Source organism: Pseudomonas sp. NFACC42-2, from assembly GCF_900116055.1.
GTDB classification, from domain to species: Bacteria; Pseudomonadota; Gammaproteobacteria; order Pseudomonadales; family Pseudomonadaceae; genus Aquipseudomonas; species Aquipseudomonas marginalis.
Genome location: NZ_FOZO01000016.1, coordinates 11,755 through 34,267 on the forward strand (window position 1 = coordinate 11,755; position 22,513 = coordinate 34,267).

Below are 22,513 nucleotides of genomic sequence, written 5' to 3' on the forward strand. Positions count from 1 at the left end.
CCCATGCCCCACATCCTGATTGTCGAAGACGAAGCGGCGATAGCCGACACGCTGATATTCGCCCTGCAAGGCGAGGGCTTTACCACCACCTGGCTGAGCCTCGGCCAGGAGGCGTTGGCCCATCAGCGCCAGACCCCCGCCGACCTGATCATCCTCGACATCGGCCTGCCGGACATCAGCGGTTTTGAAACCTGCAAGCAATTGCGCCGTTTCAGCGAAGTGCCGGTGATGTTCCTCAGCGCGCGGGATGGCGAGATCGACCGCGTGGTCGGGCTGGAGATCGGCGCCGACGATTACGTGGTCAAGCCGTTCAGCCCACGGGAAGTGGCGGCGCGGGTGCGGGCGATCCTCAAGCGCGTCGGCCCCGGTGTGGCGCCGGCGCTGTTCCAGGTGGACCTGGAGCGCATGCAGATCAGCTATCGCGGCCAACCCCTGAGCCTGACCCGGCATGAATTCCGCCTGCTGCAAAGCCTGCTGGAGCAACCCGAGCGGGTGTTCAGCCGCGAGCAGTTGCTGGACGCGGTGGGCGTGGCGGCCGACGCCGGTTACGAGCGCAATATCGACAGCCATATCAAGAGCCTGCGCAGCAAGTTACGCAGCGTGGCCGCCGATGCCGAGCCGATCCAGACCCATCGCGGCCTCGGCTACAGCTACAGCCCGAGCAACAGCTGATGCGCCTGGGGCTGCGGATTTTCCTGGTGTATGCGCTGTTTATCGGCCTCACCGGTTATTTCGTGCTCAGCACCGTGATGAAGGAAATCCGCCCCGGCGTGCGCCAGTCCACCGAAGAAACCCTGGTGGACACTGCCAACCTGTTGGCCGAAATCCTGCGCGAAGACGTGAAGAACGGCACCCTCGGCCAGAGCCACTGGCCCGAATTGCTCAAGGCCTATGGCAACCGCCAGCCCGGCGCGACCATCTGGGGCTTGCCGAAAAACCAGGTCAACCACCGTATCTACGTGACCGACGCCAAGGGCACCGTGCTGCTCGACTCCACGGGCGAAGCCGTGGGCCAGGACTACTCGAAGTGGAACGACGTCTACCTGACCCTGCGCGGCGAATACGGCGCGCGCTCCACCCGCAGCGCAGCGGATGACCCCACCTCATCGGTGATGCACGTCGGCGCGCCGATCCGCGATAACGGGCAGATCATCGGCGTGGTCACCGTGGCCAAGCCCAACAGCTCGTTGCAGCCGTATGTCGACCGCACTGAACGCCGCCTGCTGTGGTACGGCGCGGGCCTGGTTATCCTCGGCCTGTTGCTCGGTGCGTTGCTGTCGTGGTGGCTGAGCGTTGCGCTGCGTCGCCTGACCGCCTACGCCGAAGCCGTCAGTGAAGGTCGAAGGGCGGAGCTGCCGCATTATCGCGGCGGCGAGCTGAAGCAGCTGTCCACCGCCGTCGAGCACATGCGCACGCAACTGGAGGGCAAGGCCTACGTCGAACATTACGTGCACACCCTGACCCATGAATTGAAAAGCCCGCTGGCAGCGATTCGCGGCGCGGCAGAGTTGCTGCAGGGCGAGATGAGCCGCGAACAGCAGCAGCGCTTCGTCGGCAATATCGACAGCGAAAGTGCACGCCTGCAGCAGTTGATCGAACGCCTGCTGAACCTGGCGCAGGTCGAGCAACGCCAGGGTTTGGAGGAGCAGGCGAGTATCCCGCTGGCGGCTTTGGTCGACGATGTACTCAACGCCCAATGTGCGCGAATCGAAGGCGCCGGGCTGCACGTCGAACAGACGATTGCCGCTGATGTGAAGGTAGTCGGCGAACCCTTCCTGCTGCGCCAGGCCCTGGGTAACGTGCTGGACAACGCGCTGGACTTCACTCCGCCCGGTGGCGTGTTGAGATTCAGCGCACAGACGCTGCACAACGACGTGCAGGTGAGCCTGTTCAATCAGGCCGCACCGATCCCGGATTACGCCCTGCCGCGCCTCAGCGAGCGCTTCTATTCCTTGCCGCGTCCCGGCAGCGGGCGCAAGAGCACCGGCCTGGGCCTCAATTTTGTCGAGGAAGTCATGAAGCTGCACGGCGGTGCCTTGCAGATCGGCAATGTGTCGGGCGGTGTGCACGTGGTGCTGCATCTCCACACAGTCTCCACATTGCCCACATAAATCCCCCACACAGGCTGCCCAGACTCTCCCCATCAAAACAGGGAGAGACCCATGAACCGCAGCCTGCTTTTCAAACTTGGCGCGATTGCGCTGCTGATCCTGCTGTTGCTGATTCCGTTACTGATGATCAACGGCATCATCAGTGACCGCCAGCAACTGCGCGACGTCGTCCTGATGGACATCGCGCGCAGTTCCAGCTACGCCCAGCGCCTCACCGGCCCGGTGATGGTGGTGCCGTATCGCAAGACCGTGCGCGAGTGGAAGCTCAATGAAAAGCTCAACAAGCGCTACGAGGTCACCCGTGAAGAGCGGGGTCGCCTGTATTTCCTGCCGGACCGTTTTGAGCTCGACGGCAAGGTGCAGACCGAACTGCGCGCACGGGGGATTTACCAGGCGCGGCTGTTCCATGCCGACAACCGTATCAGCGGGCGTTTCGAGCTGCCTGCGCAGTTGGGCATCACCGAAGACTTTGCCGATTACCGCTTTGAGCCGGCGTTTCTGGCGGTGGGGATCAGCGATATTCGCGGCATCGAAAATGCGCTGAAGCTGGAGCTGGGCAGCCAGCGCCTGGAGTTCGAACCGGGCTCCCAAGTGGACTGGCTGGGGGAGGGCGTGCATGTGGCATTGCCGGAGCAGGACAGCAGGAAACTGGCTGTAGTGGACTTCGCCTTCGACCTGCGCCTGCAAGGCACCGAGCAGTTGCAAGTGGTGCCGGTGGGCAAGACCAGCCAGGTGACCCTGGCCTCCAACTGGCCGCACCCGAGCTTTATCGGCAACTTCCTGCCGGCCCGGCGCGAAGTGACTGACAACGGCTTCACGGCCAACTGGCAAACCTCATTCTTTTCCACCAACCTCGAACAGGCCCTGCAAACGTGCCTGGACGGCCAGGGCTGCAACGACTTCAACAACCGCAGCTTCGGCGTGAACTTCATCGATCCGGTGGACCAGTACCTCAAGAGCGACCGCGCGATCAAATACGCGCTGCTGTTTATCGCCCTGACCTTTGCCGGATTTTTCCTGTTCGAAGTGCTCAAGAGCCTGGCGGTGCACCCCGTCCAGTACGCATTGGTGGGCGTTGCCTTGGCGTTCTTCTACCTGCTGTTGTTGTCGTTGTCCGAGCACCTGGGCTTTGCCTTGGCCTACCTGATTTCGGCGAGTGCCTGCGTGCTGTTGATCGGGTTCTACGTGTGCCATGTGCTGCGCAGCGTTGCCCATGGCCTGGGGTTTTCGGCGGGGTTGGCGGCGTTGTATGGCTTGCTGTACGGGCTGTTGAGTGCCGAGGACTACGCACTGCTGATGGGCTCGCTGCTGCTGTTCGGGCTGCTGGGGACGGTGATGGTGCTGACGCGTAAGCTGGATTGGTACGGCGTGGGCAAGCGCAAGGCGGCCGAGCCCCTGCAGTTCGACCTGGAGGCGGTGCAATGATCGGTTTGCGCGAGGATCAGCAAGTGGGGGCGCAGTTAGCCGCAAGGATCGTTACATTCCTCAATACCACCACCGTCCAATGTGGGAGTGGGCTTGCCCGCGATAGCGGTGGTTCAGAAACAGATGTGCTGAATGACATACCGCGATCGCGGGCAAGCCCGCTCCCACATTGGGTCGGTGTGAACGTCACACGGGCGGCTGGGTCTCCAGCATCGAAGGCCGCTGGCTGACCTCGGCGTACCAGGCGGCCAGCTTGGGGTTGTCCGAGCGCCAGTGCATGTCCGGATGGCGGAAGTCGAGGTAACCCAAGGCGCAGGCCACGCTGATCGAGGCGATATCGAAGTGGCTGGTCAGCTCGGCGATGGCGTCCTGTTCCAGTTCGGCGAGGGCGCGGTGGATCTTGTTGCGTTGTTCATCGAGCCACGGCGCCCAGTGTTTTTCTACCGGGCGCAGGGCGGTCTCGTAGCGCACCAGCACGGCGGCATCCATGATGCCGTCGGCCATCGAAGCCAGGGTCAGGCGCCGCCAGCGGGCCGAGCCATCGCGGGGGATCAGTGGGTTGCCGACGTGCTGGTGGTCGAAGTAATCGAGGATCACCCGGCTGTCGTGCAGCACGCTGCCGTCGGCCAGGCGCAGGGCCGGGATCTTGCCCACGGGGTTGCCTTGCACCAGCTGCGCATCGGGGTTGACCGGGGTCGGCATGCAACCGTGCAGGGCGACGCGGTCCTGCTGGCCGGTCTCGGCCAGCAGCACGCGGACTTTACGCACGAACGGTGATGCGGGGTTGTGGAACAAGGTCATGCTGGGAGCGGACATGGGCGAACCTCACAATGGACTGTGGCTAGCCTAGAGGGTTGCGCGGTGGCTGGCGAGGGGGAGTGCGGGTGTTTTTGAGGGCCTCACCGGGGGCAAGCCCTCAGCCACGCCGCTTGAACAACGCCCAAATGCCAATGGCGGCCGGTATGCCCAACCCCACCCAACTCAACGAATCCCACAGCCCATCCCCCAGCAACGCCGCAAACAACCCGGCGGCGCTGAGCAGGCCAATCCCCAGGGGAATGCCAAATACCTTCCAGAAACTCGACTGCCTTGGCTTCATGCCTTGCCCGCCTTGCGCCGCACGATCCACAGGTAAATCCCACTTACCAGCACGATGATGGTGAGCACATCCAGCGCTGCCCAGAGGATCTTCATCGGCATGCCGCCGTAGTCGCCGAAGTGCAGTGGCTGCGACATGCTCATGGCGTCCATGTACCACGGCCGTTCGGCGATGGCGGTGACGGCCAGGGTGCTGGCATCGATGAGGACCGGCGTGAGCAGGTGCGAGGTCAGGAGTGTGCTGCCCTTCATGAACACCGCGTAATGGTGCTCGCTGGAGAAGCGCGTACCGGGGAAGGCGATAAAGTCCGGCTGCATGCCGGGCGCGGCCTTGGCGGCGATGTTCAGCAGCTCGCTGGCCGGTGCGCGTTGGGTCAGGGGCGGGGCGTTTTTGTAGGGTTCGATCATTGCGCTGAGGCTGTCGGTGCGCCAGGCGGCGATGATCAAGTCGGCACAGGCGCTGATCACGCCGGTCACGCCCACCACCAGCGCCCAGGTCAGGGTGACCACGCCGATCAGGTTGTGCAGGTCGAGCCAGCGCAGGCGCGTGGACTTGTCCTGGCGCACGGTGGCGAACTTCAAGCGGCGCATGAACGGCAGGTACAGCACCGTGCCCGAGACAATCGCGAGCACAAACAGAACGCCCATGAATGCCAGCAGCAACTTGCCCGGCAGGCCGGCGAACATATCCACATGCAGGCGCAGCAGGAACAGGGTGAAGCCGCCATTGGCCGACGGCATTTCGACCGCCTCACCGGTGCGCGCGTCGAGCATGAAGGTGTGGGATGAGTTGGGCTCGGTGCCCGCTGTGGCGGCCATGATCGCGATCACACCGTTCTTGTCATCTTCATCCCACGCCAGGTATTGCATGGCCTCGCCCGGGCGATGGGCCTGGGCCTTGCTCACCAGTTGCTCAAGATTGAGCTGTGGCGTATCGGCAGGCATCTGCGCCAGCTGGGGCTCGTTGCCCAGCAGGTGGTCGATCTCGTGGTGAAACACCAGCGGCAGGCCGGTGAGGGCGAGCAGCAGCAGGAACACCGTGCAGATCAGGCTGGTCCAGGTGTGGATGAAGGACCAGCGGCGGATGGTTTTGCTTTTCATTTTCTAGCCTTGTAGCAGCTGACGAGCGCAAGCGAGGCTGCGTTTGCGTTATGCCTGACACACCGCAAACGCAGCCTCGCCAAGGCTCGACAGCTGCTACGCATTAGCCTATTGAAGTTGTGTAGAGACTCATGCTTCAAACACGCCAAAGCCGCCCACATAAGCGGTCGATTACCACTGGTAGGTGGCGCTGGCGACGACGCTGCGCTGGTCGCCGAAGTAGCAGTAGTTGCCATCACAGGTCGACAGGTAGTCCTTGTTGAACAGGTTGGTGGCGTTCAACTTGACCGATGCGCCCTTGAGACTGTTGTCCAGTCGGCCCAGGTCGTAATGCACCGCACCGTCAAACACGGTATAGGCATTGGCCTTGCCCAGCCAGGTATTGGCCTGGTCGCCATAGGTGTTGCCGGTGTAGCGGGCGCCAAAGCCGATGCCGAAGCCGTCGAGCATGCCGGTGTGCCAGGTGTAGTCGGTCCACAGCGAGGCTTGCTGGTTGGGCATCAACGTCAGGCGGTTGCCTTTGTAGATGCCTTTCTGCACTTCGGATTTTGCCAAGGTGTAGGCGGCGATGACCTTGAGGTTTTCGCTCACGTCGGACACGGCTTCCAACTCCAGGCCCTTGACCTTCACTTCGCCGGTCTGGCTGTTGATCTGCTGGCCCCCAGCGCCGAGGGTGGTCACCTGCACATTCTTCTGGGTCAGGTCGTAGACCGCTGCACTGAGCAACGTATTGGAGCCGGGCGGCTGATACTTGACCCCCATTTCCCACTGCTTGCCTTCGGTGGGCTTGAACGTCTTGAGCGCGTTTGTATCGGCGTTGCTCGCCGGTTGGAACGACTCGGCGTAGGACAAGTAGGGTACGAAGCCCGAGTCGAATACATAGCTCAGCGCCGCGTTGCCGCTGAAGTGTTTGATGCGGTCAGTGTTGGTCGCATCGCTGTCGTTGAAGTAGGTGGTGCCCTGATGCACCCAATCTTCACGCCCGCCCAGGGTCAGGCGCCACTTGTCCAGGGCCATCTGGTCCTGCACGTAGAGACCGGTCTGCACGGTTTTCTGGTTGTAGTCGTAAAAAGGTCGGACATCGGTCGGGCGCAGGGTTGGCTGGGTATTGATCGGGTTGAAAATATTGGTGCCCGAGGCCGTCCCGAATATCGCGCGATAGGAGGTATCGGTGCGCTGGTGGTCCAGGCCGAGCAGCAGGGTGTGGATGACATCGCCAGTGGCAAAGTCTGCCTGGAAGTTGTTATCCACCGCGAACTGGCCGATGTCCTCGTCGACGTTGGTGGTCGAGCGGCTGATATTGCCCGCTGCATCCGCGGGGGAGAACGCGTAGGAACCCACGGTCAGTTGCTGGAACGACAGATCCGACTTGGTATAGCGCAGGTTTTGCTTGAACTGCCAGGTGTCGTTGAAACGATGCTCGAAGGCATAGCCCAGCGCGTAGTAGGTGCGATCGTAGAACTCGTAGTCCGGGTCGCCCAGGTTCTTGTGGTGGGAGACTTCGCCCAGCGGCGATTTGATCTTGGTGCCCTGGATCGGCATGAACTGGCTGGTGGTCCCGGTATCGTCACGGGTGAACTGCGAGAGCAGGGTCAGCTTGGTGTCGGTATCGATGTTCCAGGTCAGGCTCGGCGCAATGTTGTAGCGCTTGTTGTCGATGTGATCGACCTGGGTGCCGGCATCGCGTACCACCCCGCTGAGGCCATAGAGGAATTGGCCTTCATCATCGATCTTGCCGGTGCTGGCGAAGTTGATCTGGCGGTAGTTGTCACTGCCGTATTGCACTTGGATGGCGTTGCTCGATTCTGCGCTGGGGCGTCGACTGACCATGTCCAGCAGGCCGCCCGGTGGGGTCTGGCCGTACACCGACGAGGCCGGGCCACGCAGCAGGGCGAGGCGGTCGAGGTTCCAGGTTTCCGCTTTGGGGTTGGCGTACACGCCGCGCGGCAACGGCAGGCCGTCGAGGAACTGGGTGGGCTCGAAGCCGCGCACGCGCATCCAGTCGTAGCGGGTGTCGCTGCCATAGCTGGCGGACACGATGCCGGGCATGTATTTGACCGCGTCGTCCAGGTTCTGCACGTTGCGATCCTGCATCTGCTCGCGGGTGGCCACGGAGATCGAACGCGGGGCCTCCACCAGGGCGGTGTCGGTCTTGGTGCCGGCGGCGGTCCGTGTGGCCAGGTAGCCTTGTACCGGGCCCCAGGCACTTTCCTGGTTGCCATCTTGCCCTGTGATGTTAGTCACCGGCAGCGCCATCACCCCCTCCGGAACCGCCACCAGCGTATACGTCCCCGCGCTGCTCTGCTCCAGCTGCAACCCGGTGCCACGCAAGGCTTCACGCAGTGCACCCGGTGCATCGAACTGGCCCTGGACCGGGGCCGAGGTCTTGCCCGAGGCCAACGCTGGGTTGAGGGTCAGTGCCAGGCCGGCCTGGCTGGCGATCTGGTTCAGGGTGCTGGCCAATGAAGCGGCCGGCAGGTTGTAGGCGCGCACGCTGGAGGCTTGTTCGGCGGCAATCAGCGCAGTGCTGGCCAGCGGGGCGCTGAGGGCAATGGCCACGGCTAACAGGCTGGGGCGCAACAAGGTGTCTAGCGTGCGGGACATAGGGCGGCTCCTGAATGGAAGTAATTCGCAGTTGCCTATGTGCCGAACGAGAATCGAAAAGTGATAGGGCAGGATCAAAATATTTTTGTGGTGGGTTTGAGGGCCTCATCGGGGGCAAGCCCCCTCCCACATTTGAAGGTATTCGCAAATCAACCTGTGGGAGGGGCGGCGCGACGATTCGACTTGCTCCCGATAGCGACAGCCCCGCTACCACAGACCCTAAGGCTTACCTGTGACCGTCACCCACCACGGCGTGTGCTGTTCGATCTGCACCGGCAGGGTCGGCAGCAGCGCGTTGAGCGCCAGGGTGGTGTCGTGCAGCGGGAAGCTGCCGGTGATGCGCAGGTCGGCCACGTTTTTATCCACACCCAGATGGCCGGTGCGGTAGCGGCTGAGTTCCTGCACCACATCGCCCAGGCGGGCGTTGTCGACCACCAGCATGCCGCGGGTCCAGGCATCGCTGGCGGGGGTGACGGCCAGTGCAGGGCCGAGGCCGTCGCTGCGCATCAGCACTTGCTGGCCTTCCTTGAACACCTGTTCCTGCTGCAGCGCCTCAGGCTGGGCGCCCACCGCCGATTGCAGCACGCTCAGGCGCGTCGCGTCGTCTTCGCGCTTGACGATAAACCGCGTGCCCAGCGCGCGCAGGCTGCCGTCGCGGGTTTGCACATAAAACGGGCGCGCATCGTTGTGGCCGGTTTCGACGAGGATTTCGCCTTCCTGCAACACGATCAGCCGGCGCTTCTCATCGAAGCGCACGTCGATGGCGCTGTGGGTGTTGAGGTTGATCAACGTACCGTCCGCCAGTTTCAGCGTGCGCTGCTCCCCGGTGGCGGTGCGCTGGTCGGCGAGCCAATAGTGGATCGGTACGTAGCGCTCGCCGGCAAACAACGCCAGGCCGCACACCAGCGCAATGCTCGCCAGGCCGCTGCCGAGCTTGCGCACGCGCTGGCGAATGCCCTCGCGCGACTGTAACAACGCCGCCCGCGCCGGGCCCGAGGCCACGCTGAAACGCTGGTCGAGCATGCCCAGTTGGCGCCAGGCACGGGCGTGCTCTTCATCGCTGGCCAGCCATTTGCTGAATTCTTCGCGCTCTACCGCGCTGCCATCACCCGAATCGAGGGACAACTGCCAGGCAATGGCCGCATCCAGGACACGGGCCGACACGGGCTTGGAGCTGATCACGTTCACAGCGGCTCGCCATACAGGGCGATATAGCACTGGCGAATGCCCTGGGCCAGGTACTGGCGCACACGCGGCACCGACACACCCAGGCGCTGGGCGATTTCGGCATGGCCCAGGCCGTCGAGGCGGTTATAGAGGAAGGCGGCGCGGGCCTTGCTCGACAGCTTGCCGAGCAGGCGGTCGATGGCCTTGAGGTCTTCGAGGATCAGTTGCTGTTCTTCCGGCGACGGGTGTTCGCTTTCCGGGATCAGCATCAGTTCGCTGAGGTAGGCCTGTTCGAGGGCCGCGCGGCGGAAGTAGTCGAATAGCAAGCCCTTGGCGATGGCCACCAGAAACGCCCGTGGTTCGCGGGGCTCGCGCAACTCGTCACGGCCGAGCAGGCGCATGAAGGTGTCCTGGCTCAGGTCTTCGGCACGGCTCGGGCAGGCCACATTGCGCCGCAGCCAGGCCAACAGCCAGCCACGATGGTCGCGATACAACGCACCAACAAGCTCACTGTGTGGGTTCTGGACCGACGACAAGGCATCACCGAATAAACAAGAGTTTTAAACTAACGAGAATTATTCGCGATTGTGTCAGAGGCGTGGGGCGGGTGCAATTGGCGTCCGTCGGGAGATGACACTAAAATGATGGCGCGTGCCTGCGCCGTTTCCATTGACTCAAACGCTCCTGCAGCGCCTGAGGCGTGTCGATCTGCTGCTGACGCGCGCGGCTGAACAGGATCAGCATCAGCTCCGCCGTGGCCAGGGCATCGGCGCTGGCGTGATGGCGTTCGCCCACGTGCAGGTTGAAGTGGTTGATCCAGTCGTCCAGGCCGGCCTCGCGGATATGCGCCTCGGGGCACAACAGCGGGGCGATGTCGGCCACATCGAGGAACGTGTGGGCCAGGCGGTAACCCAGGCTGTCCTTGAGCGCGCGGCCCAGCATGTGTTGATCGAATGGTGCGTGGAAGGCGAGCAGCGGGCTGTCGCCGACGAACTCCATAAAGTCCAGCAGTGCCTCGGCCGGGTCGCTGCCCGCCGCGATGGCGCTGGGGCCGAGGCCGTGGATCAGCACGCTGGGGCTGAGTTTGGTGTCGGCGCGGTGCAGGGTGCGCTCGAACAGTTGGGAAAAATCCACCGCGCCGTCCTCGATCACCACCGCGCCGATGGACAGCACCTGGTCACGGTTGAGATTCAGGCCGCTGGTCTCCAGGTCCACCACTACCCAGCGTTGGCTGCGCAACGTGCTGTCGCCCAACCCTACGGGCCTGGGGAGTTGCTCCAGGCGCCGTTGTTGCGCGGTATCGAGTCTGGGCTTGGCCGTGCGCAGCCAGTCAAACAAGCTCACAGCTGATACCGCAAGGTCAGGCTGCTTTGCAGGCGCTGGGCCTGGCGCAGGGATTCACGCAGGATGCGCCGGTCCAGGTGGTTGAGGCTGTCGGGGTCGACGCGGTTGGAATACGGCTGGTTCTCGCGGGTCTGCAACTGATGCTGCTGCATGCGGGTTTGCTGGATAAAGTGATACGCCTCTTCATAGGCGGCGCCGTCCAGGGGCTCGATCACTTCCTTGACCACCAGCTGGCGCAGGCGCTCCAGGGTGTTATTGGCGTGGATGCCGTTGGCCAGTGCCAGCAGGCGTGCGCCGTCGACAAAGGGGGTCAGGCCCTGCACCTTGAGGTCGAGGGTGGCCTTTTCCGCGCCTTTGCGGGTCAGCACAAAATCGCGGAAACGCCCTACGGGCGGGCGCTGGCGCAAGGCATTCTCGGCCAGCATGCGCTGGAACAGCCGGTTATCCCCGACTTGGTCGAGAATGCCCTGGCGCAGTTGCTCGCAGCCGCGTTCATCGCCCCACACCACGCGCAGGTCGAAATAGATACTCGAGCCCAGCAGGTTCTCCGGCGTCGCCTCGCGAATAAACGCCGCAAACCGCCGCGCCCATTCCGCCCGCGACAGGCAAAGCTCGGGGTTGCCGGCCATGATGTTGCCCTTGCACAGACTGAACCCGCACAGCGCCAGGCTCTGGTTGATCTGCTGTGCCAGGGGCAGCAACCGCCCGCGAATCTCGGCGGCTTCCACCGCGTCCCTGGCTTCGAACAGGATGCCGTTGTCCTGGTCGGTGTACAGCGTCTGCTCGCGCCGGCCCTCGCTGCCGAAACACAGCCAACTGAACGGCACACCGGGATCGCCTTTTTCGGCCAGGGTCAACTCGATCACCCGGCACACGGTGTGATCGTTGAGCAGGGTAATGATGTGGGTGATCTGGGTAGACGACGCGCCATGGGCGAGCATGCGCTCCACCAGTTGGCCGATCTCGCCGCGCAGCGCCACCAGGTTTTCCACCCGGGGCGCGTTGCGGATGGTGCGGGCCAGGTGCACCAGGTCGACCCGTTGCAGGGAAAACAGATCGCGCTCGGACACCACGCCGCACAGGCGCTGTTCCTTGACCAGGCAGACGTGGGCGATATGCCGCTCGGTCATGGCGATGGCCGCGTCGAAGGCGCTGTGGTCCGGCGTTAAAAAGAACGGCGCCTGGGTCATATGGCCTTCAATGCCCTGGCTGAAGTCGCCGGTGCCGTCGGCCACCACCTGGCGCAGGTCGCGCAGGGTGAAAATACCCAGGGGCGCCTTGTGTTCATCGACGATCACAATGCTGCCCACCTGCTGCTCATGCATCAGCGTTACCGCTTCACGCAACGGTGTCTGCGGGCTGCAGGTGACCGGATGGCGCATGGCCAATTCGCCCAGGCGGGTATTCAAGGAATATTGGGTGCCGAGGGTTTCCACGGCTTTTTGCTGCACTTGCTGGTTGACCTGGTCGAGCAGGCTGCTGACGCCGCGCAGGGCGAAGTCGCGGAACGGGCTGGACAGCGCGAACAGCTTGATAAAGGCCGGCTTGTTCAGTTGCAGGCAGAAGGTGTCTTCAGCGGCCTTGTGTTCGGTGCGGGTGGCGCGTTCACCTAGCAGCGCAGCGAGGGGGAAACACTCGCCGGTGGTGATTTCGAAGGTGGCTTGCGTGGCGTCCGGCCGTTCACCCACGACGCGGCCCTGCTTGACGATGTAAAAGTGTTCCACCGGCCCGCCCGATGGCTTGAGGATGCTCTCGCCGGGACCGAAGAAGCGCAGTTGGCACTGTTCCACCAGAAACGCCAGGTGCGCGTTTTCCATCTGGTTGAACGGTGGGAAGCGTTGCAGGAACTGCAGGGTGCCGTGGATGTTCTGCAAGACAGCAGTTTTTCCCGCCTGGGCGAAGGCATCAGCTTTACTCATAACCATGACCGCAATTTTTTTGTCGTTATCGTCCTGCATGGTCGACCCCTGAGCGGCGGGTGCCCATTGGACGTAAGTCTAGGTCGATGAAAATGCCGCAGAACTAGGGAAAAACCTTACACGACTATCGTCCAAACCCCGTAGAACACCCACTAGGCAAACTTTCCGACGAAGTGCACATTGAACGCCCTTCCGCAGATGTCTGACGAGTGTGCTGGAAGATTGTCGAAAACCGCTGAGAAACGTATGTCCGACCACGATATTTTGAGTGATGCCGAGCGCGAGGCGCTGAGCGCCGTGATGCTGGAGCCTGATTTACCGCCACAACGCGTGTTGATTGTTGATGACGACAGGGACGCGCGTGAACTGCTGGCGGAGATCCTGGGCTTGGACGGCATTCGCTGCATGACGGCCGACAGTGGCGAGGCTGCGTGGGATTTATTGAAGTCCAGCAGTTCCATCGGTTTGCTGATCACCGATCTGCGCATGAAACCCAGCAATGGTCTGGAGTTGATCAAGCAAGTGCGCGAATCCACCCGCGCGGCGCTGCCGATCATCATCATGTCGGGGGATGCCGAAGCGCCGGATGTGATTGATGCGATGCATTTGAGTGTGGTGGACTTCCTGCTCAAGCCGATCGATAGCGTCAAGTTGGCGAAGTTGGTCAAGCGGGAGTTGGGGATGGCTTCCTGATTTTTGCAGTGTCTGTACGGGCCTCATCGGGAGCAAGCCCCCTCCCACAGTTGACCGCGTACATCCACAACACCGCCCCAAAGAAAAAGCCCTGATCTCACGATCAGGGCTTTTTCATTTACAGGCCGTTTTTAGCCTTGAACTCCCGACGCCGACGGTGCAACACCGGCTCGGTATAGCCATTGGGCTGTTTGGTCCCTTCAATCACCAACTCCACCGCTGCCTGGAACGCGATATTGCTGTCGAAATCCGGCGCCAGCGGACGGTACAGCGCATCCCCGGCATTCTGGCGGTCCACCACCGGCGCCATGCGCTTGAGGCTTTCCATCACCTGGGCTTCGTTGACGATGCCGTGGCGCAGCCAGTTGGCAATGTGCTGGCTGGAGATGCGCAGGGTGGCGCGGTCTTCCATCAGGCCGACGTCGTTGATGTCCGGCACTTTCGAGCAGCCCACGCCCTGGTCGATCCAACGGACCACATAGCCGAGGATGCCCTGGGCGTTGTTGTCCAGTTCGTTGCGGATTTCTTCCTCGGACCAGTCGGTGTTGCTGGCCAGGGGAATGGTGAGGATGTCGTCCACCGACGCGCGTTCGCGCTTGGCCAGTTCGGCCTGGCGCGCGAACACGTCGACCTTGTGGTAGTGCAGCGCGTGCAGTGCGGCTGCCGTCGGCGATGGTACCCAGGCGGTGTTGGCGCCGGCCAGTGGATGGGCGATTTTCTGTTCGAGCATCGCCGCCATCAGGTCGGGCATCGCCCACATGCCTTTACCGATCTGTGCACGGCCTTGCAGGCCGGTGCTCAAGCCAATATCGACGTTCCAGTTCTCGTAGGCGCCGATCCATTTTTCCGCCTTCATCGCCGCCTTGCGCACCATCGCGCCGGCTTCCATGGAGGTGTGGATCTCGTCGCCGGTGCGGTCGAGGAAGCCGGTGTTGATAAACACCACGCGCTCGCTGGCGGCCTTGATGCAGGCCTTGAGGTTGACCGTGGTGCGGCGCTCCTCGTCCATGATCCCGACCTTGAGGGTGTTGCGCGGCAGGTTCAGCACGTCTTCGATGCGGCCGAACAGCTCGTTGGTGAACGCGGCTTCTTCCGGGCCGTGCATCTTCGGTTTCACGATGTAGACCGAACCGGTGCGGCTGTTCTTGCGCGTGTTGTTGCCGTTGAGGCTGTGGATCGCCGCCAGGCTGGTGAGCAGGCCGTCGAGGATGCCTTCCGGTACTTCGTTGTCGTGTTTGTCGAGGATCGCGTCGATGGTCATCAGGTGGCCAACGTTGCGCACGAACAGCAACGAACGGCCGTGCAGCGTCACGTCCTGGCCGTCGACGCCGGTGTAGACGCGGTCGGCGTTCATGGTGCGAGTGAAGGTCTTGCCGCCCTTGGCCACTTCTTCGGCGAGGTCGCCCTTCATCAGGCCGAGCCAGTTGCGGTAGATCACCACCTTGTCATCGGCATCGACGGCGGCGACGGAATCTTCGCAGTCCATGATGGTGGTGAGTGCGGCTTCCATCAGTACGTCTTTGACGCCGGCGGCATCGGTCTGGCCGACCGGGGTGCTGGCGTCGATCTGGATTTCGAAGTGCAGGCCGTTGTGTTTCAGCAGGATCGCGATCGGCTCGGCCGCAGGGCCCTGGAAACCGATCAACTGGGCATCGTCACGCAGGCCGCTGTTGCTGCCACCCTTGAGGCTGACGATCAGCTTGCCGTCGACGATCTTGTAGCCGGTTGAGTCGACGTGGCTGCCGGCGCTCAGCGGCGCGGCTTCGTCGAGAAAGGCACGGGCGAAGGCGATCACCTTGTCGCCACGCACTTTGTTGTAGCCCTTGCCCTTTTCGGCGCCGTCGGCTTCGCTGATGGCATCGGTGCCATACAGGGCGTCGTACAGCGAGCCCCAACGTGCATTGGAAGCGTTGAGGGCGAAGCGGGCGTTCATCACCGGCACCACCAGCTGCGGGCCGGCCATGCGGGCGATCTCGTCATCGACGTTTTGGGTCGAGGCCTGGAAGTCTGCGGCTTCTGGCAGCAGGTATCCGATGTCTTGCAGGAAGGCTTTGTAGGCCACCGGGTCGTGGGCCTGGCCGGCGTGAGTCTGGTGCCAGGTATCGATCCGCGCCTGGAAATCGTCGCGTTTGGCGAGTAGGGCTTTGTTCTTCGGTGCCAGGTCGTGGATGACCTTGTCGGCGCCGGCCCAGAACTGGTCGGCAGTGATGCCGGTACCGGGAATGGCTTCGTTGTTCACGAAGTCGAACAGGACTTTGGCGACCTGCAGGCCACCGACTTGAACGTGTTCAGTCATTGCTTGCCTCACTCTGCGGAGCTAATGCGCTGTTTCGGATTTTCATTATGTAGTGCACGGGAGGGCATACTACATGATGACTTGCGGTTGTGAAAATTAGACTAAATACGTCGTTTAGCGACCCACTTTGGTCGTACGGTCACAGCGGAGAACCGGATGTTCTCAAAAAACTATTGGATTGTTCCAGATAAATATAAAAATGGTACACGATTTGTTTTCGCGGGCCCCCGGGTCCACCTTGTAGATTGAATTCAGAGGGCTTCGCCATGGACCATCTTGTACTCACTATTATCGCCGCCGACAAACCCGGCCTGGTGGAACGCATCGCGCAGAATATCGCGGCCCACGGCGGCAATTGGCTGGAAAGCCGAATGGCGCATATGGCCGGGCAGTTTGCCGGGATCCTGCGGGTCAGCGTGCCTGCCGAGAGTCGTCAGGCCTTGGTGGGGGCTTTGGAGGATTTATCCACACACGGTATTCGCGTGCTGGTGGGCGAGGGCAGCAGTGGCCAGGCATCGGCGTCCAAGTCGATCGTGATGACGCTGCTGGGCAACGACCGCTCGGGCATCGTGCGCGAGATCACGGCGCTGTTGAGCAAGCAGGGCGTCAACCTGGAGCGCTTGAGCACCGATGTACGCCCGGCACCGATGAGCGGTGATCCGCTGTTCAGCGCCGAGGCACTGTTGCAGGTGCCGTCGAGCTTGTCCTTGGAGGCGTTGCAGGAATCCCTGGAAACCCTGGCGGATGATCTGATGGTGGAACTGCACAGCGAGGAATAACCACCCACAAGGTTATGCATGGAAATCTTGCATGGGCCTGTGGATAACCTGTAGAGACCCGGCGCCAGGCCACGTCCACCGGGCTTCTGCGCCAACTGAGCAAAAAACGAGCAGTTTCAAGGGCTTGTGCACAAATGGCGGGGACCAGGTTGTGGATAACCTTGGGGTGGATCTCTGCAAGCCAGGCCGGCTGGGGCTTGCAGAGGTTTGTACGTTATTTGATCAGCGTTTGCGCACGCTCAACCAGGCATCGACGCTGTAGACCACCAGCCCGGCCCAGATAAAGGCAAACGCGATCAGCGTGCTCGGCGCCAGGTGCTCACCGAACAGCAGCACCGCTTCCAGCAACACCAGGGTCGGTGCCACATACTGCAAAAAGCCCAGGGCGGTGTAGGGCAAATGCCGTGCGGCGGCGTTGAAGCACACCAGCGGGATCAACGTCACCGGGCCGGCCGCCACCAGCCACCAGGCTTCGGATGTGCTCCAGAACGCCAGTTGTGCACTGTGGGCCGACGGGTTGAACAACAACCAGGCCACCGCAATCGGCACCAGCATCCAGGTCTCCACCACCAGCCCCGGCAGCGCCTTGACCGGCGCCTGCTTGCGGATCAGGCCGTAGAAACCGAAGGTCAACGCCAGTACCAACGATACCCACGGCAAGCTGCCCACCTGCCAGACCTGTTGTGCCACACCCACTGCGGCCAGCCCCACGGCCACCCATTGCAGGCGACGCAGGCGCTCGCCAAGCAACAACATGCCCAGCAGCACATTCACCAGCGGGTTGATGTAGTAGCCCAAGCTGGCTTCGAGCATGCGCCCGCTGTTCACCGACCACACATAGGTCAGCCAGTTACCGGCGATCAACGAACCGCTGAGTGCCAGGATTGCCAGGCGCCTGGGGTTGTCGCGCAGTTCGCGGAACCAGCCCGGGTGCTTCCACACCATCAGCAGCAAACCACCGAATAGCGCCGACCACAGCACTCGGTGCACGATGATTTCGGCGGCGGGCACACTGGCGATGGCTTTGAAGTAGAGCGGGAACAGACCCCAGATGACATAGGCGCTCAGGCCCAGGATGTACCCCTTGCGGGGGTTGGCGGCTTGCATGCGGAATCCTTGCTTAGGCAGCTAACAAAGGGCGATTGTAAGGATATTTGTCTACCAATGGGACTGGCTTGGTAGTGAGGTCTGCTTTGTGCGGGAGGGGGCTCCCTCCCACATTAGAAGCAATCAGAAGAGTTTCAGCGGCTCTTCGTTGAGCGCTGAGAGTTGCTCGCGCAGCGCCAGCACCTGGTCGCCCCAATACCGCTCGCTGCCGAACCACGGGAAGCTGTGGGGGAACGCCGGGTCATCCCAGCGCCGTGCCAGCCACGCGCTGTAGTGCATCAGGCGCAACGCGCGCAGCGGCTCGATCAGCGCCAGTTCGCGGGGGTCGAAGTCGTGGAATTCCTGGTAGCCGTCCATCAGTTCCGACAGCTGGCCCAGGCATTCCTGGCGATCACCGGCGAGCATCATCCATAAGTCCTGCACCGCCGGGCCCATGCGGCAGTCGTCGAGGTCGACGATGTGGAACATCTCATCACGGCACATCATGTTGCCGGGGTGGCAATCGCCGTGCATGCGGATGTTCTTGTGCGGCGTGGCTTTGTACACCTCTTCCACGCGCTTGAGCAGGTCGCGGGCCACGGACTCGTAGGCTGGCAGCAGGCTCTTGGGAATGAAGTTGCCTTCGAGCAAGGTATTGAGTGAGTCGTGACCGAAGTTCTTCACACCCAAGGCTTCGCGGTGTTCGAACGGGCGGGTGGAACCCACGGCATGCAAGCGGCCGAGCAGTTGCCCAAGGCGATAAAGCTGGTCAAGGTTGCCCGGCTCCGGTGCGCGGCCGCCACGGCGGGGGAACAGGGTGAAGCGGAAACCGGCGTGTTCGAACAGGCTTTCGCCGTTATGAATCATCGGCGCGACCACCGGCACGTCACACTCGGCCAACTCGAAGGTGAAACGGTGCTCTTCGAGGATCGCTTCGTTGGTCCAGCGCTGGGGGCGGTAGAACTTGGCGATCAGCGGTTCGGAGTCTTCGATGCCCACCTGATACACGCGGTTTTCGTAGCTGTTGAGCGCCAGAACGCGAGCGTCGCTGAGGAAACCGATGCTTTCGACAGCGTCGAGTACCAGGTCGGGAGTGAGTGTTTCAAACGGATGGGCCATGCGAACTCCTGCGCGCAGCAGGTCGCCGCGTCCGGCCGGGTATGGTAACGCACCAGGCTGGAGATAGGGGGCGCCTGTGCCATTGGCATCGGGGGCAACCTCTCCCAGGTGACCGCGTTTATCCTGTAGGAATGCGGTCCAGTGTGGGAGGGGGCTTGCCCCCGATAGCGATCAATCAGGCACCGACAATCCCGCCATCATCCCGCCGAATCGCCATCACCGAGGAGCGCGGCTTGCCATTCGGCAGATGCTCCGGCCAGGTCGAACCCCCGGTTTCACCCGGGTGCTGGATCCCCACAAACAGGGTTTTCTGATCCGGCGAGAAGCTGATGCCTGTCACCTCACAGGCCACCGGCCCAACCATGAAACGACGGATTTCGCCGGTGCTTGGGTCGGCGCAGAGCATCTGGTTATTGCCCATGCCCGCGAAGTCGCCGGCGTTGCTGTAGTCGCCATCGGTGAGGATCCACAGGCGCCCGGCCTTGTCGAACCCCAGGCCGTCGGGGCTGTTGAACATGTTCTGCGGGTTGATGTTCGACGAGCCGCCTTTTGGCGTGCCGGCATGCACGCCCGGGTTGCCGGCCACCACAAACAGGTCCCAGCTGAAGTCCGCGGCGCCATGGTCATCGGCGTTGGCCTTCCAGCGCAGGATCTGGCCGTAGACGTTTTTCTCTCGCGGGTTGGGCCCGCCCACCGGTTGGCCGTCTTCGCCGCGCTTGGCGTTGTTGGTCAGGGTGCAGTAGACCTGGCCGTCGGTGGGGCTGACCACGATCCATTCCGGGCGGTCCATGCGCGTGGCTTTCACCACACTGGCGGCCAGCCGTGCGTGGATCAGCACTTCGGCCTGGCTGGCGAAGCCGGTGCTGGCGTCGATGCCGTTTTTGCCATGGGTCAGCTCGACCCATTGCCCTTTGCCCTTCGGATGATCGGCGTTGCCATCGCCCGCATCGAAGATGGCCACGTACAAGGTGCCGTGGTCGAGCAAGTCTTTGTTGGCCTTGGGGTTCTTGTGGTTGATCTTGTCGCGGCTGACGAACTTGTAGATGAACTCGCCGCGTTCGTCGTCGCCCATGTACACCACGGCGCGGCCGTCGCGGGTTTGCGCGAGCGCGGCGTTCTCGTGCTTGAAACGGCCCAGGGCGGTGCGTTTGGCCGGGGTGGATTGCGGGTCGAACGGGTCGATTTCCACGACCCAGCCGTGGCGGTTGAGCTCATTGGGGTTCTTGGCCAGGTCGAAGCGCGGGTCGTGCAGGTGCCAGTTGATCTCTTTGCTGGCGGCCACCACGCCGTAGCGTTTCTGCCCGGCATCGAAGGTTTGTTGTGGGTTGCTGCTGCCAAAGCAGTCGGTGAAGTTCTCTTCACAGGTCAGGTAAGTGCCCCATGGGGTCTGGCCGTTGGCGCAGTTCTGGAAGGTGCCGAGGACTTTTTTGCCCGACTTGTCGGCGCTGGTTTTCAACCATTCATGGCCGGCGGCGGGGCCGCTCAGGCGGATCGGCGAGTTGCCGTGGATGCGGCGGTTGTAGCGCGAGTCCTGGACGAACTGCCAGGTATCGCCCTTGCGCCGTACCTCGATCACCGACACACCTTCACTGGCCTGGGCCTTGTGCACGTCTTCGGCCGATTGCGGCGCGCCGCCGTGGGCGAAGAGGTAGCGGTAGTTGGTGTATTCGTTGTTGATCGCCATCAGCGCGCGGTTGTCGTCGCCGGGGAAGGCGAACAGGCTCATGCCATCGTTGTTGTCGCCGAACTGTTGTTCCTGGGCTTTGGCGGTGCCGTTGCCGGACGGGTCGAAGGCCGGCGCGCTCCTGTGCAGCGGCTGGCCCCAGCTGATCAGCACCGAAGCGCTGTAGCCCGGCGGCAGGGTGATGGTGTCGCTGGTGGCCGCGGCGATGCTGGTAAAGCCCAGCAGCGGGCTGGCGGAGGCGGCGTTGACGGCCAGGGCGCTGCGGCTCAGCAGGTTGCCACCGAGGAACATCGCCGCACCGCACAGGGCGCCGGCACCGATGAAGCGGCGGCGGGTGAGGCCGACCATCTGTTCGAGGTCGGTGGCTTGGTTTTCTTCTAATAGGTTCATGTCAGGCTCCCTGCGGTTTTTGCAGACACCTTAAGGAGCGGGCGTGACGAAATTGTTGCAGTTTGAAGCGCCGCCCGACTTAGACCGGCGTGCCGAGCAGCACATTACTGGGTGCACATTGCACGCGGAGTGTTTGGCCAGCGGCGGCGCCCAGGGCCTCGAGCGCGGCGGGCTGCGCCAAGGCGCATAAAACCTGGCCATTAGGCAGGGCGATGCGCACTTCGCTGGGGCCGTCCTCGGCGGCGAGAATCGCGTCGACGGTTCCGCTCATGCAATTGTGTCCAGGTGTTGCAGGTTTGTCGGGCGCCAGCAGTTCCAGCCAGCCGGCCTTGATCAGCGCGACAACTTCCACGCCGACCTCCAGCTCCAGCCGTTGCGTACTGTCATGGGTGATTTGCGCCGCCAGGGTCAGCCCTCCGGCGAGTTGCAGGTGGATCAGGTCGTTGCGGCCATGCTGTTCAATCGCAATGACCTGGCCATGCAACTGGTTACGGGCGCTGGTGCGCAGCATCAAGCGGCCGAGCAGGTTGAAGTCACTGGCGGCTTCGTCCGAACCGAGCACCTCGGCCTGCAACACTTGCAGGCGTTGATAGAGGCGCAACACCCGTTCACCTTCGGCCGTGAGCCGGGCACCGCCGCCGCCCTTGCCGCCGACACTGCGTTCGACCAAGGGTTTTTGCGCCAGGTTGTTCAGCTCGTCGATGGCGTCCCAGGCGGCCTTGTAGCTCAAGCCCGCACTTTTGGCGGCGCGGGTGATGGAGCCCTGCTCGGCGATATGCCCCAGCAGGGCGATACGCTGGGGGCGGCGGACAATATGTTGGCTGAGCAGAGTCGGTAGTGACATGGGCATTCGCTGTAGTGGGATGAGCGGACGTTGCGGCCGTGAGGCATGAGAGTCAAGTGCCAGGCTTTGGCGTGCGGGCCAGGCAGTACACGTCTACCTGTCGCGCGCCGGCGTTGATCAATAACCGCGCCAGGCTGTGGGCGGTGGCGCCGGTGGTGAGCACGTCGTCCACCAGCGCCAGGTGGCGGCCGCGCACCTCGGCACCCGGGGCCAGGGCGAAGGCGTTGAGCAGGTTGCGTTTGCGTGTCTTGGCGTCGAGGGCTTGCTGCGCGACGGTTTCATAAGGGCGTTGCAATAGGTGTTCATCGTGGGGAAGGTCGAGGTCGGCGCTGAGCCAGCGCGCCAGCATCAGCGCCTGGTTATAGCCCCGTTCACGCAGGCGCCTGCGGGCCATGGGCACCGGCAGCAGCATGTCCGGGCGGGTGAGTGAGTGGTTGTCGAAGCGATGTTGCAAGTAGTGCCCCAGCAAGCGCCCCAGCATATGCCCGAGGGGCCAGCGTGCCTGGTGCTTGAAGCGACTGATCAGGGTGTCCACCGGAAAGCTGTAGGTCCAGGGGGCGATCACGTGTTTAAAGGCGGGCGGTTGTCTCAGGCACTGGCCGCAGACCAGGCCGTCCATCGCCAAAGGCAAGGCGCAGATTTCGCAATGCTCCGTCAGCCAGGGCAGCTCGGTTTCGCAGACGTTGCACACACAGTCAGCGGTTTCAGTCGTCTCGTCGCAGATTAAACATTTCTGTATGTTTTTTGACCAGATGTAAACTTCGTGTTTGTAGCTTGGTTGACAGTGCATGAATCTTCCTTAAATATGCCGAGCATCCGTGTCGTGTCTGTGGGTATTGCCCTTCCCGCAGCG

At 62.7% G+C, this 22,513-nt stretch carries 19 protein-coding genes; 5 read left to right on the plus strand and 14 right to left on the minus strand.

What is annotated here, in order from left to right:
• Positions 1 to 3: 3 nt before the first annotated feature.
• Genes creB through creD form a run of 3 tightly spaced genes read left to right on the plus strand, consistent with a single transcriptional unit; the run spans position 4 to position 3,536 of the window.
• Entirely contained in the window at positions 4 to 672 is a 669-nt protein-coding gene (gene creB / locus BM416_RS22850) for a two-component system response regulator CreB (RefSeq protein WP_027605971.1), read from the plus strand.
• On the plus strand, positions 672 to 2,111 hold the full coding sequence (gene creC / locus BM416_RS22855; protein ID WP_092489548.1) for a two-component system sensor histidine kinase CreC: 1,440 nt from the start codon (positions 672 to 674) through the stop codon (positions 2,109 to 2,111). Before creB ends, creC begins: the two co-directional genes overlap by 1 nt.
• 51 nt (positions 2,112 to 2,162) lie before the next feature.
• Entirely contained in the window at positions 2,163 to 3,536 is a 1,374-nt protein-coding gene (creD, locus tag BM416_RS22860; protein ID WP_092489549.1) for a cell envelope integrity protein CreD, read from the plus strand.
• Positions 3,537 to 3,722: 186 nt separating this feature from the next.
• Here the strand turns inward: creD and BM416_RS22865 are convergent, their stop codons facing one another.
• The 8 genes from BM416_RS22865 to BM416_RS22900 all read right to left on the minus strand — a co-directional run bounded on the left by BM416_RS22865 (position 3,723) and on the right by BM416_RS22900 (position 12,769).
• The gene (locus BM416_RS22865) at positions 3,723 to 4,352 is read right to left on the minus strand and encodes a glutathione S-transferase family protein (protein WP_092489550.1); all 630 of its coding nucleotides are present in this window, start codon (positions 4,350 to 4,352) and stop codon (positions 3,723 to 3,725) included.
• A gap of 100 nt (positions 4,353 to 4,452) precedes the next feature.
• Entirely contained in the window at positions 4,453 to 4,635 is a 183-nt protein-coding gene (locus tag BM416_RS22870) for a hypothetical protein (RefSeq protein WP_092355556.1), read from the minus strand.
• Positions 4,632 to 5,735, minus strand: a complete 1,104-nt coding sequence (locus BM416_RS22875; protein WP_092489551.1) for a PepSY-associated TM helix domain-containing protein — start codon at positions 5,733 to 5,735, stop codon at positions 4,632 to 4,634. The genes BM416_RS22870 and BM416_RS22875 overlap by 4 nt, the downstream gene beginning before the upstream one ends.
• A 171-nt stretch (positions 5,736 to 5,906) precedes the next feature.
• On the minus strand, positions 5,907 to 8,339 hold the full coding sequence (locus BM416_RS22880) for a TonB-dependent siderophore receptor (protein ID WP_092489552.1): 2,433 nt from the start codon (positions 8,337 to 8,339) through the stop codon (positions 5,907 to 5,909).
• Between the two features lie 219 nt (positions 8,340 to 8,558).
• Entirely contained in the window at positions 8,559 to 9,527 is a 969-nt protein-coding gene (locus BM416_RS22885; RefSeq protein ID WP_092489553.1) for a FecR domain-containing protein, read from the minus strand.
• Complete coding sequence (locus tag BM416_RS22890; RefSeq protein WP_027605963.1) at positions 9,524 to 10,042, minus strand: RNA polymerase sigma factor; 519 nt, start codon at positions 10,040 to 10,042, stop codon at positions 9,524 to 9,526. The genes BM416_RS22885 and BM416_RS22890 overlap by 4 nt, the downstream gene beginning before the upstream one ends.
• A gap of 100 nt (positions 10,043 to 10,142) precedes the next feature.
• Positions 10,143 to 10,850, minus strand: coding sequence for a 3'-5' exonuclease (locus BM416_RS22895; RefSeq protein WP_092489554.1), 708 nt, complete (start codon positions 10,848 to 10,850; stop codon positions 10,143 to 10,145).
• Positions 10,847 to 12,769 (minus strand): putative nucleotidyltransferase substrate binding domain-containing protein, encoded by a 1,923-nt coding sequence (locus BM416_RS22900; protein WP_175539091.1) that lies wholly within the window; start codon positions 12,767 to 12,769, stop codon positions 10,847 to 10,849. The genes BM416_RS22895 and BM416_RS22900 overlap by 4 nt, the downstream gene beginning before the upstream one ends.
• 246 nt (positions 12,770 to 13,015) lie before the next feature.
• Here BM416_RS22900 and BM416_RS22905 point away from each other — a divergent pair, with 246 nt between their 5' ends.
• The gene (locus BM416_RS22905; protein WP_092489556.1) at positions 13,016 to 13,462 is read left to right on the plus strand and encodes a response regulator; all 447 of its coding nucleotides are present in this window, start codon (positions 13,016 to 13,018) and stop codon (positions 13,460 to 13,462) included.
• Between the two features lie 118 nt (positions 13,463 to 13,580).
• On the opposite strand, the gene BM416_RS22910 is transcribed toward BM416_RS22905, so the two are convergent.
• On the minus strand, positions 13,581 to 15,758 hold the full coding sequence (locus BM416_RS22910) for a malate synthase G (protein WP_092489557.1): 2,178 nt from the start codon (positions 15,756 to 15,758) through the stop codon (positions 13,581 to 13,583).
• A 266-nt stretch (positions 15,759 to 16,024) separates the two neighbouring features.
• On the opposite strand from BM416_RS22910, the gene BM416_RS22915 reads away from it, so the two are divergent.
• The gene (locus BM416_RS22915; protein ID WP_027605957.1) at positions 16,025 to 16,537 is read left to right on the plus strand and encodes a glycine cleavage system transcriptional repressor; all 513 of its coding nucleotides are present in this window, start codon (positions 16,025 to 16,027) and stop codon (positions 16,535 to 16,537) included.
• Positions 16,538 to 16,759: 222 nt separating this feature from the next.
• Here BM416_RS22915 and rarD read toward each other — a convergent pair whose 3' ends face one another.
• The 5 genes from rarD to BM416_RS22940 all read right to left on the minus strand — a co-directional run bounded on the left by rarD (position 16,760) and on the right by BM416_RS22940 (position 22,450).
• Complete coding sequence (gene rarD, locus BM416_RS22920; protein WP_092489558.1) at positions 16,760 to 17,644, minus strand: EamA family transporter RarD; 885 nt, start codon at positions 17,642 to 17,644, stop codon at positions 16,760 to 16,762.
• A 123-nt stretch (positions 17,645 to 17,767) separates the two neighbouring features.
• On the minus strand, positions 17,768 to 18,742 hold the full coding sequence (locus tag BM416_RS22925; RefSeq protein WP_015886213.1) for a serine/threonine protein kinase: 975 nt from the start codon (positions 18,740 to 18,742) through the stop codon (positions 17,768 to 17,770).
• A 175-nt stretch (positions 18,743 to 18,917) separates the two neighbouring features.
• Positions 18,918 to 20,816 carry a PhoX family protein gene (locus BM416_RS22930; protein ID WP_092489559.1) on the minus strand — a complete coding sequence of 633 codons (1,899 nt, stop codon included), beginning with the start codon at positions 20,814 to 20,816 and terminating at the stop codon, positions 18,918 to 18,920.
• Between the two features lie 79 nt (positions 20,817 to 20,895).
• Complete coding sequence (locus tag BM416_RS22935; RefSeq protein WP_092489560.1) at positions 20,896 to 21,660, minus strand: TOBE domain-containing protein; 765 nt, start codon at positions 21,658 to 21,660, stop codon at positions 20,896 to 20,898.
• A 52-nt stretch (positions 21,661 to 21,712) separates the two neighbouring features.
• Positions 21,713 to 22,450, minus strand: coding sequence for a ComF family protein (locus BM416_RS22940; protein ID WP_092489561.1), 738 nt, complete (start codon positions 22,448 to 22,450; stop codon positions 21,713 to 21,715).
• Positions 22,451 to 22,513 lie beyond the last annotated feature (63 nt).

Coding starts and splice junctions, on each gene's coding strand:
- creB (WP_027605971.1), top strand. CDS start 4: ATGCCCCACATCCTGATTGTCGAAGACGAAGCGGCGATAGCCGACACG.
- creC (WP_092489548.1), top strand. CDS start 672: ATGCGCCTGGGGCTGCGGATTTTCCTGGTGTATGCGCTGTTTATCGGC.
- creD (WP_092489549.1), top strand. CDS start 2,163: ATGAACCGCAGCCTGCTTTTCAAACTTGGCGCGATTGCGCTGCTGATC.
- BM416_RS22865 (WP_092489550.1), bottom strand. CDS start 4,352: ATGTCCGCTCCCAGCATGACCTTGTTCCACAACCCCGCATCACCGTTC.
- BM416_RS22870 (WP_092355556.1), bottom strand. CDS start 4,635: ATGAAGCCAAGGCAGTCGAGTTTCTGGAAGGTATTTGGCATTCCCCTG.
- BM416_RS22875 (WP_092489551.1), bottom strand. CDS start 5,735: ATGAAAAGCAAAACCATCCGCCGCTGGTCCTTCATCCACACCTGGACC.
- BM416_RS22880 (WP_092489552.1), bottom strand. CDS start 8,339: ATGTCCCGCACGCTAGACACCTTGTTGCGCCCCAGCCTGTTAGCCGTG.
- BM416_RS22900 (WP_175539091.1), bottom strand. CDS start 12,769: ATGAGTAAAGCTGATGCCTTCGCCCAGGCGGGAAAAACTGCTGTCTTG.
- BM416_RS22905 (WP_092489556.1), top strand. CDS start 13,016: ATGTCCGACCACGATATTTTGAGTGATGCCGAGCGCGAGGCGCTGAGC.
- BM416_RS22910 (WP_092489557.1), bottom strand. CDS start 15,758: ATGACTGAACACGTTCAAGTCGGTGGCCTGCAGGTCGCCAAAGTCCTG.
- BM416_RS22915 (WP_027605957.1), top strand. CDS start 16,025: ATGGACCATCTTGTACTCACTATTATCGCCGCCGACAAACCCGGCCTG.
- rarD (WP_092489558.1), bottom strand. CDS start 17,644: ATGCAAGCCGCCAACCCCCGCAAGGGGTACATCCTGGGCCTGAGCGCC.
- BM416_RS22925 (WP_015886213.1), bottom strand. CDS start 18,742: ATGGCCCATCCGTTTGAAACACTCACTCCCGACCTGGTACTCGACGCT.
- BM416_RS22930 (WP_092489559.1), bottom strand. CDS start 20,816: ATGAACCTATTAGAAGAAAACCAAGCCACCGACCTCGAACAGATGGTC.
- BM416_RS22935 (WP_092489560.1), bottom strand. CDS start 21,660: ATGTCACTACCGACTCTGCTCAGCCAACATATTGTCCGCCGCCCCCAG.
- BM416_RS22940 (WP_092489561.1), bottom strand. CDS start 22,450: ATGCACTGTCAACCAAGCTACAAACACGAAGTTTACATCTGGTCAAAA.